General features: G+C 33.8%; 19 protein-coding genes. 5 read left to right on the forward strand and 14 right to left on the reverse strand.

Features of this window, described 5'->3' with window-relative positions; translation table 11 throughout:
• Window position 1 precedes the first annotated feature (1 nt).
• The 9 genes from NZ698_RS09880 to NZ698_RS09920 form a co-directional block, all read right to left on the reverse strand.
• The gene (locus tag NZ698_RS09880; RefSeq protein WP_263002945.1) at window positions 2-967 is read right to left on the reverse strand and encodes an ADP-ribosylglycohydrolase family protein; all 966 of its coding nucleotides are present in this window, start codon (window positions 965-967) and stop codon (window positions 2-4) included.
• On the reverse strand, window positions 967-1653 hold the full coding sequence (locus tag NZ698_RS09885) for an SIR2 family NAD-dependent protein deacylase (protein WP_263002946.1): 687 nt from the start codon (window positions 1651-1653) through the stop codon (window positions 967-969). The genes NZ698_RS09880 and NZ698_RS09885 overlap by 1 nt, the downstream gene beginning before the upstream one ends.
• Window positions 1650-2687 carry a DUF2971 domain-containing protein gene (locus tag NZ698_RS09890; RefSeq protein ID WP_263002947.1) on the reverse strand — a complete coding sequence of 346 codons (1038 nt, stop codon included), beginning with the start codon at window positions 2685-2687 and terminating at the stop codon, window positions 1650-1652. The genes NZ698_RS09885 and NZ698_RS09890 overlap by 4 nt, the downstream gene beginning before the upstream one ends.
• A gap of 22 nt (window positions 2688-2709) precedes the next feature.
• Window positions 2710-3528: a TIGR02452 family protein gene (locus tag NZ698_RS09895; RefSeq protein ID WP_263002948.1), complete on the reverse strand. Its 819-nt coding sequence runs from the start codon at window positions 3526-3528 to the stop codon at window positions 2710-2712.
• Between the two features lie 17 nt (window positions 3529-3545).
• Window positions 3546-4019, reverse strand: a complete 474-nt coding sequence (locus tag NZ698_RS09900) for a macro domain-containing protein (RefSeq protein ID WP_263002949.1) — start codon at window positions 4017-4019, stop codon at window positions 3546-3548.
• Between the two features lie 12 nt (window positions 4020-4031).
• On the reverse strand, window positions 4032-5132 hold the full coding sequence (locus NZ698_RS09905; RefSeq protein WP_263002950.1) for an adenylosuccinate synthetase: 1101 nt from the start codon (window positions 5130-5132) through the stop codon (window positions 4032-4034).
• A 2-nt stretch (window positions 5133-5134) separates the two neighbouring features.
• On the reverse strand, window positions 5135-5989 hold the full coding sequence (locus NZ698_RS09910; RefSeq protein WP_263002951.1) for a hypothetical protein: 855 nt from the start codon (window positions 5987-5989) through the stop codon (window positions 5135-5137).
• Window positions 5990-6083: 94 nt separating this feature from the next.
• Window positions 6084-6626 carry a riboflavin biosynthesis intermediates N-glycosidase gene (gene ybiA, locus NZ698_RS09915; RefSeq protein ID WP_263002952.1) on the reverse strand — a complete coding sequence of 181 codons (543 nt, stop codon included), beginning with the start codon at window positions 6624-6626 and terminating at the stop codon, window positions 6084-6086.
• 284 nt (window positions 6627-6910) lie between these two features.
• Window positions 6911-7606, reverse strand: coding sequence for an NUDIX hydrolase (locus tag NZ698_RS09920; protein ID WP_263002953.1), 696 nt, complete (start codon window positions 7604-7606; stop codon window positions 6911-6913).
• 123 nt (window positions 7607-7729) lie between these two features.
• Between NZ698_RS09920 and NZ698_RS09925 the strand changes: the two genes are divergently transcribed.
• Complete coding sequence (locus NZ698_RS09925) at window positions 7730-8368, forward strand: DUF1579 domain-containing protein (protein WP_263002954.1); 639 nt, start codon at window positions 7730-7732, stop codon at window positions 8366-8368.
• Window positions 8369-8459: 91 nt separating this feature from the next.
• Here the strand turns inward: NZ698_RS09925 and lepA are convergent, their stop codons facing one another.
• From lepA to NZ698_RS09950, 5 genes are all read right to left on the reverse strand, one after another.
• Window positions 8460-10256, reverse strand: coding sequence for a translation elongation factor 4 (gene lepA / locus NZ698_RS09930; RefSeq protein ID WP_056083030.1), 1797 nt, complete (start codon window positions 10254-10256; stop codon window positions 8460-8462).
• A 72-nt stretch (window positions 10257-10328) separates the two neighbouring features.
• A complete protein-coding gene (locus NZ698_RS09935; RefSeq protein WP_263002955.1) occupies window positions 10329-11360 on the reverse strand; it encodes a hypothetical protein in 1032 nt (343 codons plus the stop codon).
• Window positions 11361-11452: 92 nt separating this feature from the next.
• Window positions 11453-11965 (reverse strand): hypothetical protein, encoded by a 513-nt coding sequence (locus NZ698_RS09940; RefSeq protein ID WP_263002956.1) that lies wholly within the window; start codon window positions 11963-11965, stop codon window positions 11453-11455.
• Window positions 11966-11972: 7 nt separating this feature from the next.
• Window positions 11973-12698 carry a hypothetical protein gene (locus NZ698_RS09945; protein ID WP_263002957.1) on the reverse strand — a complete coding sequence of 242 codons (726 nt, stop codon included), beginning with the start codon at window positions 12696-12698 and terminating at the stop codon, window positions 11973-11975.
• 17 nt (window positions 12699-12715) lie between these two features.
• Window positions 12716-13267 carry an RNA polymerase sigma factor gene (locus NZ698_RS09950; protein WP_263002958.1) on the reverse strand — a complete coding sequence of 184 codons (552 nt, stop codon included), beginning with the start codon at window positions 13265-13267 and terminating at the stop codon, window positions 12716-12718.
• 96 nt (window positions 13268-13363) lie between these two features.
• Between NZ698_RS09950 and NZ698_RS09955 the strand changes: the two genes are divergently transcribed.
• The 4 genes from NZ698_RS09955 (at window position 13364) to porW (ending at window position 17889) form a co-directional block, all read left to right on the forward strand.
• On the forward strand, window positions 13364-14113 hold the full coding sequence (locus NZ698_RS09955) for a Rossmann-like and DUF2520 domain-containing protein (protein ID WP_263002959.1): 750 nt from the start codon (window positions 13364-13366) through the stop codon (window positions 14111-14113).
• The gene (locus tag NZ698_RS09960; protein ID WP_263002960.1) at window positions 14103-14621 is read left to right on the forward strand and encodes a KdsC family phosphatase; all 519 of its coding nucleotides are present in this window, start codon (window positions 14103-14105) and stop codon (window positions 14619-14621) included. The genes NZ698_RS09955 and NZ698_RS09960 overlap by 11 nt, the downstream gene beginning before the upstream one ends.
• Before the next feature lie 7 nt (window positions 14622-14628).
• Window positions 14629-15183, forward strand: a complete 555-nt coding sequence (locus NZ698_RS09965) for a Maf family protein (RefSeq protein ID WP_263002961.1) — start codon at window positions 14629-14631, stop codon at window positions 15181-15183.
• 87 nt (window positions 15184-15270) lie between these two features.
• Complete coding sequence (porW, locus tag NZ698_RS09970; protein ID WP_263002962.1) at window positions 15271-17889, forward strand: type IX secretion system periplasmic lipoprotein PorW/SprE; 2619 nt, start codon at window positions 15271-15273, stop codon at window positions 17887-17889.
• Window positions 17890-17905: the final 16 nt, after the last annotated feature.

Below are 17905 nucleotides of genomic sequence, written 5' to 3' on the forward strand. Positions count from 1 at the left end.
TTTATTTCATTAATTTGTTTTCTAATTTAATACATAAGTTTTCGATATCATCCTTTCTCACCAACTCCGCAATCCATTCTTCAGGAATATTTTCAAAACCATAATAAATTCCTGCAATTCCACCCGTGATAGCTCCCGTTGTATCAGTATCTTCTCCTAAATTGACTGCTTTCAACACAGCTTCAGAATAACTTTCGGAGTTTAGGAAACACCATAATGAAGCTTCCAAACTATGAAGAACGTAGCCGGAAGAACTTATTTCCTCTTCTTGTAATGTATGCAGCGGAGCAACATCATATTCACCTACTTTTAATTCTAAAATTCGATGGAATTTATCTATTTCATTTTGAGAACAAATAGGATTCTGATCTAAAAAATTCCGAACTGTATTCTGCATTGCTTTATAGACTTCCCATTTATCTTTTCCTTTCAAAATTTCTAACAAAAATTCCAAATAAATAAAACAAGCCAAGGCAGAGCGAATATGTCCGTGTGTAATACTGGAAACATCTTTCGTTATTTCAAAACGCTTTTCAATTGGGAAATCTTTAATATAAAATAATAACGGTAAAATTCTCATTAAAGAACCGTTTCCGTTATCAAACTCACTTGTACCGCCACATAAAGTTGGAGAAACGCCTTTGCCAATTCTATGAATGGCTTGCGAAGTTGCTATTCCAATATCGAAAACTCTTCCATGAGGTGTCCAAATTTCTGCATTATACCATTGTAAGAATTTTAGAGCTATATCTTCCAGATTATATCCAGTGCAAAGACTATCTGCAAGACATAATGTTAAAGAACCATCATCACTCCACGTTCCTACAGGTTGATGATGTGTTCCCAAGGCTCTCATTTTTGTAACAGGAGAACGTTTCAATTGTTCACGGCTTCTAAATTCCACTGGAACACCCAAAGCATCACCAATACAAACTCCGAAAATTCCAGCTTTAACAATATTTTCCATTACGCTAAATTTACAAGCTTATCAAACAATAATTTCATTCCTTTTGTTGCAGTCTCTTTCATGACCACTGCTCTTTGTCCGTATCCGAAACCTGTTTCGTTGGGATTGATTACAATTAACAAACAATCATCTTTAATATCATGAAGCAATCCTGCAGCCGGATAAACCTGTAAAGAAGTTCCGATTACTAAGAAAATATCCGCTTCTTTTGTTTTTTCCGTCGCTTCTTTCATCAAAGGAACATTTTCTCCGAACCAAACAATAAAAGGTCTTAATTGTGCTCCATCTTCTGCTTTATCACCGATATTGATATCATCTTTCTGTTCATAGATCAAACTTTTATTGTTACATGAACAAGATTTGAATAATTCTCCATGAAGATGAATGATATTGGTAGAACCTGCTCTTTCGTGAAGATCATCAATGTTCTGAGTGATAATCTGAACATCAAAGTGTTTTTCCAGTTCGGCAATTAATTTATGAGCGTCATTTGGTTCAACTTCATGAAGTTGGCGACGTCTCTGATTGTAAAATTCTAAAACCAAAGCTCTGTCTTTTCTCCATCCTTCAGGACTTGCCACATCCTTTATATTATGATTTTCCCAAAGACCATCTCCGTCTCTGAATGTTTTTATTCCGCTTTCGGCGCTGATTCCTGCGCCCGTTAATATGGTTAGTTTTTTCATTTGTTTTTTAATATTTCATCATATTTAGAATCCTTCAAAGGGTAATAAATAATTTTTTCATCATCACTATAAACATCAGTAATTAAAGATTCACAAAGTTTTATGTGCTCCTCATCATTTTTTGGATAAATATCTAAAATATCTTTAACTTCTTTATTATTATAGATATATAAAGTGTTCTCTTTGATACAAAATTTCTCTCTAAACGCTTTAATAAATTCTTGAAGCTGTAACTCTTCTGTTGAGCTATTGTAGAAGATATGAAAAGATTCATGGATTGTATTATTACTATTTTTGAGTATCTTATAATTAAATTTGTTTAAATCATATTTCAATTTTCTTTTTGTTTCATTAATAAGTTTAAAATCCAATTTAAAATTTGATGGAAATACTTCATAAAATTTCACATCCATATCTTTATAAAGTCCATAAAAAGATTCCTTAATTATTTCTGGTGTTTTAATTCCAAAATAAATTCCTGTAATGGAAGAAGGGTGAAATTTTTTTATTCCATACTTATCAAAAATTAACCTTATTTCTTCTTCATGCTTCCATGTCGATTTTTTAGTAGCAAACATTTTTTTAATAAAGCCATCTTGTAAATTTGTAAGATCATCAATCCCTAAAGTTGGAATATTGTCTTTATAGTCAATTTCAAATTTATATTGAAAATCAAAGTTCTGACCTTTATCAATCAATTTTTCTAAATCATATTCGATGCAATATCCTGAATAAGAAGTTGCATAATAAGCCCATAATTGTTCATTTAAAAAATCCTTGCTTAAACAATAAACTCCGATTGCTTCTTTGAAATCTAAAACTTCTCTAAATTGATTTTCGAAATTATCCAATTCTTGATACGGAAATAAAGTTTTCAAAAGACTTATAAATTGAGATATTTCTTCATTAAAATAGATATCAAATGGATCATTCAAATTACTATAATTAGGAGTAAAAAAACAGTTTTCACTTAATGTTTTAAAATCTCTTTTAAAAACATCATCTTCTATTGATCTATATTTGTACGCTTTCATAAGATTATTTTGAATCTTTATACTAATTTACAATTTCCTCAAACGGCTTTATCATTTCTTCTTTCTTCGTCAAAACTGCGAACACCACTCTTTTAAATTTATTTTTATACTTTCCGTGAAGATGCTTTTTAAATAGCTCTGCAATTTCTTTCGGATCATTTTTAAAAACTCCGCATCCCCAAGCTCCTAAAATCAAGGTTTCATTTCCTTGATTGAAAGCCAATGCTAACATTTTATCCATTCTCAGATCAATTGCTCCGAAGATTTCATGAGTTCTTTCCGGCTCCTGTTGTTTTACAACACCTGCATTTACAGCTGGAGACGTGATGAAATTACACAAAACTGGTTTTGGCAGCAATTCACCTTTATCTTTTCTGAAAACCGGAACTTTTGGACTGTAAATCATCGTATCTGTATAAAAACAAGATTTCATAGCACGATGTGTTTCGTAATATTCCCAACCTTGAAGTAAACTCTCATACAATCCCGATGTTCTTGCAAGACTTTCTTCCTGAGCTTCAGCTCCGTTGATAAAACCTCCACCGGGATTTTTGGCTGATGCGAAATTCAGACACATCAATTTCTCCTGATTTTCTTCTTCAGCTAATTGTAAAATTGCTTTTAAAGAACTGCATCTCCAAACCTCAAATTGAGTTTCGAAATTTGTTTTGGGAAGTTCTTTTGTTGTCATTTCCGAAAGTTCTTCCGGTGAAAACAAACCTGTTTCTTTTTTACAGATTTCCAGTTCGTTTTCTATATCTACCTTTTCGTTGTGTTCGTTTATATAATATTTTTTGGCTAAGATGTCTAATGTATCTTTTGCCATTCCTTTATTTGTCATTTTAATTAGTATTTTATTTATTCAAAATCATAAACATATACTTCCACATTATTTTTCAACAATGTTCTTTCAATAATTGGTTCAATTTCTTCCCATTTTCCTCCCGCCAAACCACAACCAATTCTTGGCATATGTACACTTGCATTTAATTTTAAGGCTTCATCAACTAGTTTTCCAATACATTTTTCGACTGCTTCGTATCTGATTGGAGCAATTCCTTTTGAATTTGAGATTGTTTTATGCTGACCAATCATATTACAGATCCAAATATCTTCTTCAACCTGAACTGTTTGAATTTCTCCAAGATTAAAATTTTCTCCGCTCTGAAACCAATTCCTATATTCATTTTCTGGTTTCTTCCATCTTTTAGAAATTGCCATTACAAAACCTCTTCCCCAACCTCCAGTATCATTGCAGATATGAGTAATGATTTTGTTACCTTGAGTTTGTGGATTTGTAGCGTCTCCTTTTAAATATATTATAGTTTTCATGATCATTTGATTTTAATTTTTTTCATCGTTGTGTTTTCTAATATTAATTAATTCTTTAAAATCCTTAGAATATGGAGAATAAGAACCAAAAACCGCATCAAATTTCACCTCAAGATTTTCTATTTTAAATTCTTCATCCAACTGATCCAGACAAGTTACCACCAGATTTTTCTTGTTCGCAAAAACATAAGCTTCATCCAATTTCAATGCATAATTTAATAAGTTGTAATCTAAATCGCCAAATCTAAGATCCTTTTGATATTCATTAAAAATACAGGTTTCTTCTTCATTGTTTTTGAGCGATAAATTTTTTTCATTGCTCATCCATCCACTTCCGTGACGGGTTGAGTAGCTTCGTGTCACATAAAACATTTCTATATCTTCAATTTGCAACAATTTACAAACTTCGTAAGCATTTTTTGAAGTAGTGTTGGCAAAAGTTACATTCGGAAAAACGCCGTGATCCATATCCAATAAAATTCCCTGACTTCCTTCAAAAATAAGATTGTTGAATGTTCTTAAATATTCATAACCTTCTATTTTCCAATCAATTTTATCGATAGCTTCTAAAAAGTCGTTCAAAGCATTTTCAATTTCTTCTCCTTCAACAAAACCGTAATAATTGGCAATTCCTTTAAATTTTTCAATCAGCATTGTTCTTGGAGCAATTAAATCAACGGCAAATAATTTAAACGGACTTTCATTTCGCTTCATTGTTGCTCCTACTCCTTTTCCACAGGTTCCATGTTCCAAATTTTTGATATTTTTTCTGTTAGATAAAACATCAAAAGGGGTTGTCACTTTTGCCAATGGATGAATATGCAGTTCAACATTTCCGCTTTTCTTAATTAATTCTTCTCTTTCATTATATAAAAAAGTCGGATGAATTGTGCAATGCTCTGTAAAATAAGACGGCAAACCACGCAAAGCTCCACTCGCAAAACTTGAATGAATATGCTTTTTTTCGTCAATCATCACCGTATGCGCTGCTTGTTGTCCGCCGGAAAAACGAATAACCACAGACTCAGGATTTTGCTGAGCCAGAAAATCTGTAGTGATTCCTTTTCCTTCATCACCAAAACCTAAGCCTATAACTATTTGTGCAGTTTTCATTTTTAAAACCTTTGAATATTATCAAATCCTCGGAAATCTATTGACCTTGAAGTATCATCTTTAAACCTGTTGCAAACCACATCTTTTATGACATAAGGAACATCTCTGTAATCTGTAATCGACAGACAGTTTTGTCTTAATAAATCTTTCCATCCTTGGTCTGCATTCATTGCCTGTCCGGAATGTAAAACATTGATGTGAAATACTTCATATCTTTTTTTTGCTTCTTCTAATAATTCTCTGTGTGTGAAAGTTTGCTGTCCTGTTCCCATAATTTCTCTAATCGAAGAGGCAGGAAGTGTTTTCAGACATGGCTCGTCACCAACTGTGAATAGTAATCCTTTTTGATTTCTTTTTTCAAAAGCATCGGTTCTCGTATGAAAAGCTGCAAAATACCAAGCTAAAAGATAACTTTCCCCTGCATTTCCTCCACCTCCGGATTCAATATAAGTTCTTGTTAACCACATATCAAGCTCTTCATCTCCAGATTCAAACTGACCCACCTGCAAAGGATAACTATCACATTCATGATCCCCGATTCCCAAGAATAAAAGCGCAGGATCGGGAACTCCGCCCTGAATAATTCCGCCCATCAATTTCGGTAGACCTTCTTTAATCAGATCATGAGGAATATGTCCCATACTTCCTGTAACGTCTAATCCCAAAATAATCGGAACCGTATTCGGATGAACCTCAGAATCACGCGATTCTCTGAAAAGGACTCCTTTAGGATTCATAGATTCATGAGCCATTCTTTTTGCATTCTGCGTGAAAATTTCACTTGCTGATTTTGACCCATATCCTGCTCTTCTTGCTCTGTCGAAACGAGCGTCCATGTCGTATCTTGTACTTCCCATAACTAATTTTTTTAAATTAATATTTTAAAGTTGATTTGTGTTGTATTTACGCTAATTTGAAACTACATAGTTTTGCAGTAAATTTTTTGAACTTTTATTCTTTTAATAAATCTCTCACTTCCATTAAAGCAAATCCTAATAAATTCTCACCATTCCAAAGAGACGGATTTACAGCTTTCGGGTAGGTTTCCAGCATTCCGATTCCCCAAATTGTATCGTAAGGACTGGCTTCAACTAAAGTTTTAGTATTTGTTGACAATAAGAACTCTTTTAATTTATCATTTTGTGAAAACTTTAAACAATTTCCCTCTTTTACGATTTCATATTTATGCTCATCCCAAATTTTTGGATTAAAGTTTTTGACTTTTCTTCCTAAACTTTTTGCCTGACTGGGAGTTTCTGATTTTAAAACCTCTTCTAAAGTTTCATGATCATTAAATAATTTAGCTTTTCCGGCCATCATATAATGTTCTGCCGTTTTGTAAATTCTTCCCTCTTCTTCAAATTCAGCAGGAAACCATTGGCTAAAACATGCTTTTGTAACTTCTTCTTTCACGGTGTGTCCCCAGAAAAACAGGAATTCTAATTTTTCTTTATTTTGAAACTTTTCAATAATATTTTCTAGTGTGTATCTCATAATTGCGTTATTATTACACAAATTTAAAAGATTATGATTTTATTAACCAAATTTATTTGCGTTTATTTTACACTAATAAATTTAAATAATTGATTTTCAGCTATAAAAATTTATTTTTATTTAAATACAAATTTTACAACTTTAAACTTTTGCGGCTAAATTTTGGGTAAATCAATTAGATAATAAATGAAAAAACGGACAAAAGTCCTTTCCTATCAATCAAAAAGTTCTAATTATTTTAATATTGGAACTTCGTTCTATTTGTAAAAATCAATTAAATAGAATCATTTAATCTCGAAATAAAATCCCTGCTCTTCTAGTTCTTTATATTTCTCTTCATTGAAAGTAAATAATTTTCCGGGTCTTCCGCTACCTTCCTTTTTTACGTTATTGGTTTCGTTTAAAAGTCCGTAACTCATGATTTTCTTACGGAAATTTCTTCGGTCGATTTCTTGTCCGACAATGGTTTTGTATAGATTTTCAAGATCTGAAAATGGAAATTCTTCATTAAGAAGATTAAAGCCGATCGGCTGATATTGAATCTTTGTGCGAAGTCTTTTTAAAGCAATATCTATAATTTTATCATGGTCAAAAGCAAGTTTGGGAAGTTTATTCACGCTAAACCATTGTGCGTCTTCCGCATCAGAATCTGCAAAAATTTCGTGATAAGAAGGATTAACAAGCCCCAAATAAGCCACAGAAACCACTCTGTTCCTAGGATCTCGCCCCACATTACCAAAAGTATAAAGTTGTTCCAGAAAATCGGGTTTTATGCCTGCTTCTTCGTGTAATTCTCTTTTTACTGCATCATCAAGATTTTCATCATCCAGAACAAGTCCGCCAGGAAGTGCCCAACCTCCTTTGAACGGATCAATTTTTCTTTTAATTAAAAGAATCTGAAGATCTTTTTTATCAAAATATCCGAAAACAACTGCATCCACTGCAACTTTTATATCCTGTAATTTTTTAGGAGAACTCATAATTTAATTTGCGTTACCAATACACAAAATTACAACTAATACTTTGTAAAGTCAAAAGAAAAATAATTATTCTTCGAATACTATTTTTTACTAAATTTATAATCAACTTAAAACTAAACTATTATGAAAAAATTGTTATTCGCAGCATCTGTTGCTATTCTTTTTGTAGCTTGTGATAAAGTAAAAATGGATGTAAAAACAGGTTCAGACAAAACAGATTCTACAGCCACCGAAGAATGGAAACCTGTAGATTCTGCCACTGCAACGAAAGCATGGATGGATTACGCAACTCCTGGAGATATGCAAAAAATGCTGGCAAAATCTGACGGAAACTGGTCTGGAGAAACGACAATGTGGATGGAAAATGGCGGAAAACCTATGACAAGTAAATCAGAAACTACCAACAAAATGATGTATGACGGTCGTTATCAAATCAGTAATCACAAAGGAAATATGATGGGCATGCCTTTTGAGGGAATGAGTATTTTAGCATACGACAATTCAAAAAAGAAATTTATAAGCACCTGGATCGACAATATGGGAACGGGAATTATGAATATGGAAGGCGACTGGAATCCTTCAACAAAATCAATTGAATTTAAAGGAAAAATGACAGATCCTTCAAGACCTGGAAAAGATTGCAATGTAAGAGAAGTTTTCACATTTATTGATGATAATACTCAAAAAATGGAAATGTATGGTCCGGATTCTAAAACAGGAAAAGAATTCAAAACAATGGAAATTAAATTCGTTAAAAAATAAATAGTAAAAACAGTTTCAGCTGAAACTGTTTTTTAATAAAAAATCCGCAGAAAAATCTGCGGATTTATATATTTAAAACCATCAATGATGGTTAATCATTCAGCTTCAAAACAGCCATAAACGCTGACTGTGGCACTTCTACTCTACCAATCTGCTTCATTTTCTTCTTCCCTTCTTTCTGCTTTTCTAATAATTTTCTCTTTCTTGAAATATCACCACCGTAACATTTTGCGGTAACGTCTTTTCTCAAAGCTTTAATGGTTTCCCTTGCGATAACTTTCGCTCCCAAAGCGGCCTGAACAGCGATATCAAACTGCTGTCTAGGAATTAGTTCGCGCAGTTTCTCACACATTTTTTTCCCGATGTAGTAAGCATTCGAGTCATGAATCAATGAAGATAACGCATCTACCATATCTCCGTTGATCAGAATATCCATTTTTACTAACTTAGAAGAACGCATTCCGATTGGTGAATAATCGAATGATGCATATCCTTTAGAAATAGATTTCAGACGGTCATAAAAGTCGAAAACAACCTCAGCCAAAGGCATATTGAAAGTCAGTTCCACTCGGTCTGCCGTCAGATAACTTTGGTTAACGATCTCTCCTCTTTTCTCGATGCAAAGCGTCATTACAGGTCCTACAAAATCAGATTTTGTAATGATTGATGCTTTAATATATGGCTCTTCCACTCTGTCTAAAAGATTGGGATCAATCATTTCAGACGGGTTGTTAATTAAAATGGTTGTTTCAGGATCTTTCTTTGAATATCCGTGGTACGACACGTTGGGAACCGTCGTGATCACGTTCATATCAAACTCTCTCTCCAGCCTTTCCTGAACGATTTCCATGTGAAGCATTCCTAAGAATCCGCAACGGAAACCAAAACCAAGTGCTGCAGAACTTTCAGGTTCAAAAACCAAAGAAGCATCATTCAGTCTTAATTTTTCCAGTGAAAATCTCAACTCCTCGAAATCTTCAGATTCAATCGGATAAATTCCAGCAAAAACCATTGGTTTTACTTCCTCAAAACCGTCAATCGGAGCTTCAGCAGGATTCACAAAAGAAGTGATCGTATCTCCCACTTTTACCTCACGGGCATCTTTAATTCCGGAAATAATATATCCTACATCGCCACATTCAATTGTTTTCTTCGGAACCTGTTTCAGTTTAAGGGTTCCTACCTCATCAGCACCATATTCTTTTCCTGTAGCGAAAAATTTAATTTTCTCGTTTTTAGAAATACTTCCGTTCACGACTTTAAAATATGCTTCAATTCCTCTGAACGGATTGTAAACTGAGTCAAAAATCAGTGCCTGAAGCGGCGCTTTCGGATCTCCCACAGGAGCAGGAATTCTTGCAACGATCTGTTCCAACAATTCGTGAACCCCTTCACCGGTTTTACCCGAAACACGAAGAACATCTTCATATTTACAGCCGATCAATCCCATAATTTCGTCAGTAACTTCTTCAGGGTTTGCAGACGGAAGATCAATTTTATTAAGAATCGGAATAATTTCCAGGTCATTTTCTAAAGCCAAATACAAATTACTAATCGTCTGTGCCTGAATACTTTGTGCAGCATCTACAATTAGAAGCGCACCTTCACAAGCCGCAATCGAACGGGAAACTTCGTAAGAAAAATCTACGTGTCCAGGTGTATCGATAAGGTTTAAAATATATTTTTCGCCATTAAGCTCATAATCCATCTGGATGGCGTGAGATTTTATCGTGATCCCACGTTCTTTTTCCAAATCCATATCATCAAGCGTCTGAGATTGTAATTCTCTCTGAGTCACCGTGTTAGTGTACTCCAAAAGACGGTCTGCCAAAGTAGATTTACCGTGGTCGATATGTGCGATTATGCAAAAATTTCGTATGTTTTTCATTTAAGAACTATGTAATTTGCAAAGATAAAAAAAAGAGAGACAATTCCTCTCTCTTAATTTTGCAGTATGGATTTATTTTTCAAAAACATAAGCTCCTGTTAAAGAATCAATGTAAACATTCATTTCAGTTTCGGAACGATATCCAAAGCCGTTAACTGAGCCTTTATTTACTTCATGCTCAATCAACCCTCCAATCAGAGCACCAATTCCGCCTGCTGCAAGTGCTCCGATTACAATTCCGTCTGAACCATTGCTGTTGCTGAGAAGTTTTTTTCGTGATGAAATAATGTAAAATCCTTTATCATCTTTATGCATCTCTTCAAATTTTGCAGAGGTGATTCTGTATGCCTTTCCATTGTCCACAATGCAGTAAATTTCAGATAGTGCAGCAGATTGTCCGTTTTTGTTTTTCACTCTTGCAATTTCACCTTTCTTATTTTTTTCAACAAAATATTCAGATTCAGGCAATTGATTGTAAAAATTTTTAAAACTTTTGTAGACTCCATCTTTTAGTTCAGAATTAAATGCTTTATAATTTATCTTAAGATAAGAATCATAATTGGTAATGTCTGTTTCAGGAATGGGATTTCCTGAAACCGGATAAACGTAAGAAATATTGATAAATTCTGTAATAATTTCAGAGATCTGTGAAGCCAAATATCTTGGGGCACTCAAATTTCTTTTCGGATCAGATAAGATCACATTGTCAAAACGGTTGATGAAATAATAACGATTATTCCGCTTTATAAAACTCGAAATTTTTACTTTAGCCTTATCAAAGGAGGCTTTTCCATCACCATTCTTTTCGGAATATACTTTAAGTTCTTCCAGCATCAACACAATATCATTGTTCCCTTTAACCTTATTATCATCAGAAAACCATTTTTCAACTCGAAATTTAAGGTCTTTATCTGCAAATTTAACTTCAAAAGTTTCTCCTTTAGGAGCCAGATTTCCTATTTCTTTGTCAGTACGATTATCGATAAAAGTCAATGATTTTGCAAGGCTCTTTCTATCTTTAATACTATTTTTAAGTACAATCAATTCCGTTTTCTGAGCAGATAACGAAATTGACAAAACCATAAACAGCAGAAACTTCCTCATATTTAATTTTTCACAAAAATAAGAATTAGTTTAAAATTAAACGACCCTCACAATAAATTGCAAGGGTCGTCCAACATTAAAAAAATAAACTATTATGGGTTTTGTCTGGGTTTTGAGCCCTTATTGTTCCCGTTGTGAGGTTTTCTTTCGTTCATCTTATCTCTCATCATACCTTCCGACTGAAACAACTTCAAAACTTTCTGACACGGAATGACGGTCTGCATCTTTTCCGCATATTTTTTTCTATTGTCTAATAATTTTTGTCCTACATCAAAACTCTGCTGCAGTTTTACTTTTGCTTCTTCTTCTGATAAAGTTTCCGGATTAAAATTGGAATCAAACTGACTTTTTATCTTCTTCTGATTATCCAGATATTCGTTATACATTGCTGTAAATTCAGATTTATCTTTCGGGTCTATATCAAGATTATCAAGCACCATATTGTTTCTAAACTGTGTAAGAAGCGTTTTTCTTTCTTCCGGAGAAAGGTTATTGATCACTTCTTTTCTCTGCTTAGGATCCATTTTTTTCCAGTCATAGTCTGTCTTTTGGGCATTTAACCCAAAACCATAAATAACAAGAAGTGCAAATAATATTTTTTTCATCTCTCTTTTAATTGTATAAATCCAAATAAACATCCTGTGTGGAATTATTGGCTAATTCTGCGATCTCAGAATTTGAAAATGAATCCAAATATTCTGTCATCTGAGCTTCTGTTTTCTTTGAAACCGGCTTCACAGTTTGTGGTTTTGCTTCTGTTTTTTCAGGAACATAGGCTACCGTTTTTATTTGTTGATTCGTCTGCTGATTGTCAATTGTTTGATTATTATTTTCAACAGAAGTTAAATCAGATTTTAAAGTCTCATAAGCAATTTCGCTTTCCTTTTTCGGAGTATCATCTGAAGCAAAACTTTGTGTAGATGTCTGATTTCCATTTGAATCCGAATAAGAATTATACAAAAAAGTAGACCCAAAAATCAATGCCAAAGAAGCTGCTGCTGCATACCCCCAGTTTAATTTAAAAATCGGAGCTTTTCTGTCTGAATTCAATTCCTTCATCACATTTTCCTGAATACTTTCAAACAAATGATCAGATACTTTATAAATGTTTTTACGTTCTAGTTTTTCAAGATCAAAATCAGTGACAGTACCCACAACTTTCATCTGAATTTCTTCAAACATATTCTCAGGAATTTTGTAAATGTTTTTCCTTTCTAAATTATCCAGATCAAAATCACTCACCTTACCCAATACTCTACCCTGAATATTTTCAAACATATTCTCAGGAACTTCGTAAATGTTCTTGCGTTCTAATTTCTCCAGATCAAAATCTTTCATGTCGTCGTTTCTAAAAATTATCTTTCGTAATTTTCTTTAATATATTCTTCTATTTTCTGCTTGGCGTAATGATAATTTGTTTTCAAAGTTCCTACTGACATATCTACAATTTTAGATATTTCTTCGTAGGGCAAATCATCATAATACCGCATCATAAATACCAGTTTCTGCTTTTCGGGCAGGCTTTGTATGGCTTTCTGCAAAAAGATCTGTATCTCTTCAGCATCGCTGTGTGTATTATCGGCAACCAGATTCTGCATATAATATTCCGGATCTTCATCCGTTTTTTGCATTTTCTTCAGTTTATTGATCTGTTGCAACGCTTCATTGGTTGCGATTCTGTACAGCCAGGTGTACAACTGACTGTCATTTTTAAACTGATGAAAATTTTGATATGCTTTTATAAAAGTTTCCTGCAAAGTGTCCTGAGCAAGATCTCCGTCTACAATAATTCTTCTGATGTGCCAATATAATCTACTCTGATAAGCATCCATCAATGCCCGAACTCCTTTTTCGCGAGTTCGTGGTTCTTGCATCAGCGTAATAATCTCCGCGTCTTTAATCTTCATAAGATGCTTTCATTGTTTTGGATTACAAAAGTATTTAAAAGTTAAATTACTTATTCAATTTTTAGTCCAAATATCATAAAATCTTATCTTTGTTAGATGCAAACTGTAATTATCGGTTCCGGAAATGTTGCGTATCACCTTGCAAAAGCTTTCACGCAGAATAATATTCCTTTGATTCAGATCTTCGGACGAAATGAAGAAGAGCTAAAAAAGATTTCCGAAGAATTAGATATTCCTTATTCTACAAAAGATCTCACAGATGCAGATCTGTATATTATTTGTGTAAGCGATCAATCTGTAGAAACCGTTTCAAAATTAATCACTAAAAAAGATTGTCTCGTCGCACACACTTCAGGCTCATTACCTAAAGAAATTCTAATAGGAGAGTACAGAAAATCAAGCTTTTACCCATTGCAGACTTTTTCAAAATCTAAAGATTTACATTACTCAAAAATTCCTCTTTTTATTGAAACTGAAAACGATGAGGATCAGAAAACTCTGACCGATTTAGCTTCAAAAATTTCAGAAAATGTAATGAAAAGTGATCATGAAAAAAGAAAATATATTCACATGACGGCGGTTTTTGCATGTAATTTTGTAAATCATCTTTTTTCACGGGCTAAAGAAATTTCGGATGCTCAGGAAATTCCTTTTGATTATTTTCTACCATTGATTGATGAGACCGTCAAAAAAATTCACGAAATTGAACCAAAATCAGCCCAAACCGGACCCGCTGTGAGAAACGACACACGCGTTTTGGAATTACACGAACAACTATTGAAAGATGAAAGCCTTGAAATTTATAAAACAATGAATCATTCTATTAAAAAAATGTATGAGCTATAAAGAAAAATTAAAAGATATAAAAGCCTTTGTATTTGATGTAGACGGCGTTTTCACCGACGGAAGCGTTTATCTGATGCCGGGAGGAAATATGAGCAGAGTGATGAATGTTTTAGACGGCTATGCAGTTGTTAAAGCATTGAAAAACAATTATTTAATCGGAGTAATTACCGGAGGAAATGATGAAATGGTAAGACACCGAATTAATTATCTCGGAATTGAAGATTATTACGCAAAATCGCATAACAAAATGGTAGATTATGCAGATTTTAAAAATAAATATAATTTAAAAAACGAAGAAATTCTTACGATGGGAGATGATCTTCCTGATATTCACATGATGCAGAATTCGGCTATTTCAACCTGTCCGGAAAATGCAGTTCCAGAAATTAAAAATATTGCAGATTACATCTCACAAAAGCAGGGTGGAAGTGGAGCAGTCCGTGATGTGATCGAGCAGGTAATGAAAGTTCAGGGAAAATGGCATGATGACAATACTCAATCAGTTTAAATTAAATATGAAAATACTTTTAGCATCGCAATCTCCGAGAAGAAAAGAATTGCTTTCAAGCTTAGGATTTGATTTTGAAGTCGTAAAAATCGATTGCGAAGAAATTTTACCTGAAAATATTGAGATAGAAAAAGCCGCAGCTTATTTATCCGAATTGAAAGCCGACGCATTCAGGAAACTTAATGTTGATGAAGTTTTGATCACCGCCGATACAGTTGTTGCCATTGATAATCAAATCCTTGGAAAACCAAAAGATGAAGCAGATGCAAAAAATATGCTGCAGAAACTTTCGGGAAAAACACATCAGGTTTTTACAGGGATTTCTATAAAAACTTTAGATAAAACCATTACAGAAACTGATGTTGCTGATGTAGAATTTGACGAAATTTCCGATGAAGAGATTGAATTTTATTTAAAAAATTACAAACCTTTCGATAAAGCAGGAAGTTATGGCATTCAGGAATGGCTCGGAATGGCAAAAATCAAGAAAATGAACGGGAGCTTTTATACCATTATGGGACTTCCTACCCATTTGGTTTACAAAATTTTAAATGAAATATAAATAAATTCCCCACAAAATTTTATTATTTTTACAGAATCATCAATCTGATCAGATAATAAAAAGCAGATTAGAGAGTTATATTGAATAATGAAAAAGAATATTATATTCCTTTTAGCAGCGATTATCGTTGTTTCCTGTGGTACCAAGGTAAAAAAGCCGGAAGCAAGATCTAAATTCCTAAAAGGTTTTAACACATATTACAATACACTTTTTAATGCAAAAGACGCATTGAACAGTGAATTTACAAGCAGAGACAAAGCTCATAAAGACAACTTTTATGCGCCGCACATTCCCATTCTCACTTACGAAGAACAGCCGATTGGCAGTGATCTTGGACAATCATCTGCATTTGCCGAAAACTCTATGAAAATGGCAGAAGTAAACCGTCCCTCACCGTCTAATAACAACAGAACTGCTCCGGGAATGCCTCCAAATCCGGGAGGTGGAGTTCCGGGAATGCCTCAAGATCCCAATAATCAACAGGCGAAAGGCGCAACAGTTCTAGAAATTGCAGAAGCAAAAGCTTTAAAAGCAATCGGAAAATATTCTGTTATCAGAAAAGGAGAGGAGCAAAACAAAACTATTTTTGATGCTTACATCATTCTTGCACAATCCCGTATTTATCAAGGCAAATCCAGACAGGCTCTAGACGCTTTGAACTATGTTTTCACTCATATGAAGGAAGATAAAAGACTTCCTTTAGCCAGAGTTTACGAAGGTTTAGCATATGCCCAGCTTAAAGATTATTACAAATCTGATCAGATTTTTGCTAAACTGAAAAGCGATGGAATCAGTAAAGACCATGACAAACTTCTAAGCATTTATTATTCTGAATCTCTTTTGGATGCCGGTAAAAAAGAAGAAGCTGTAAAAGAATTGGACCGTGCTTTTGAACTAAACGGAAACAGAAAACTAAAAAGCAGAATTGCATTTTTAAGAGGTCAGGTTTTAACGGAACTGGGAAGAAACGAACCCGCTCGTGAAAGCTTTATGGCTGCTTACAAATATGCCAATGATTTTGAATTTGAAGTTAAATCTCAAATCGAAATAGCAAAAACTTTTAACGGAAAAGGAGATTACAACGGTGCTAAAAAATATCTTGAAGACATCAGTAAAAAGGGAACTTACGGATCAAGAAAAAACGAATTTTACTATGCTTTAGGTTTGATGGCAAACAAGGCCGGAAAACCTGATGAAGGACAGGAATATTTCAAAAAATCTCTTTTAGAAAAAGTTTCAGATCCACAGGTTCGTGGGTTGGCTTATTATGAAATCGGAAGAAGATATTTAGATAAAAATGACTACATCGGAGCCGGTGCTTATTATGATTCTGCATTAGCAACGATGACGTATGAGCCTTCAAGAATACTTTTAAAAGATCAGTCAGAAAATATTAAGAAAATATCTAAAAACTATTATCTGATCAGAAAAAATGACAGTATTTTGGCTATTGCCAGAATGCCTGAAGCTCAAAAAACTGAATATTTTGCCAAACATATCGAAAAACTGAAAGCCAAAGAAGCGAAAGATGAATTAGAAAGATTGCGTGCAGAGAGAAATAAAGGCTTTGATACGGGAGATTACAATGCAAATTCACTTTTTGCCAACAGTTCAAATTCTTTTGAAGATTTCGGAACAGCTGCAAAAGGTTTTTATTACGGAAATACCGGAACTGTGAGTAAAGGAACCTCAACCTTTAAGCAAGTTTGGGGAGACAGAGCTTTGGTTGACAACTGGCGTTATTCCAAAAAAATGGCTTCCATTGAAGATATGAAAAATGAAGCTTTAGGTGTAAATACAGCGCCCAACCCAAGACGTTTTGAACCGGCTTACTATATTGAGCAGATTCCAAATGATGAATCAAAATTATCTCAACTGAAAAAAGACCGAGATACAGCCTCTTTAGGTTTGGGAATTATGTATCAGAATTACTTTACCAATACACCTTTAGCTACGAAAACGTTATACGATCTAGTAGATGTGAAACCCGAAGAAAAGGTAATGCTACAGGCTTTATATGAGATTTTTGCGATGAATTATGAGAAAAATCCGCAAGCTTCTGCAAGAGCAAAACAGATCTTGCTTACAGATTATCCTTACAGTTCTTATGCAGAATTTGCAAGAAATCCAAAAAACAATACGTTTGTAAAATCATCACCGGAAACTGAAAATGATTATAAAATGGCATTTGCATTATATGAATCTGAGAAATTTGCAGAAAGTCAAAATATCATCGATCAGTCTATACAGAAGTATCCTAAAGATGCCCTTGTTCCTAAACTTTCTCTTCTTAACGCCTTCAATGCAGGAAAATCGAGTGGGAAAGAGGTCATGATTTTGCAATTGGAACAAATCGTTCTGAATTACGGTAAAACTCCTGAAGGTGAAAAGGCTAAAGAAATGTTGAATTATCTAAAAAGTGATGTCGCATTTCAGGCAACTGATAATAAAGGAAATACTGTTTCTCAGGTTTCGAATAACCAACCTCAAAATCCTTCCGGTTATGGTCAACCTGGGCAGAATCTTAATATTCCACAGTCTCAGAATATAACGGCTCCCGGAAATCAGAACAATCCGTTACAGAACAGTTCGCAACCTATGAATAATGCCATCCAAAGTGGCATTCCAAAGAAGCCTACAGAATTTAATAAAGATAGCAATAGTCAACCTGTAAAACCAGGGACGGTACCCGCTCAAAAGCAGTAAGAAAAAAAAAGCGAAG

Source organism: Chryseobacterium edaphi (genome assembly GCF_025628985.1).
Lineage (GTDB): Bacteria > Bacteroidota > Bacteroidia > Flavobacteriales > Weeksellaceae > Chryseobacterium > Chryseobacterium edaphi.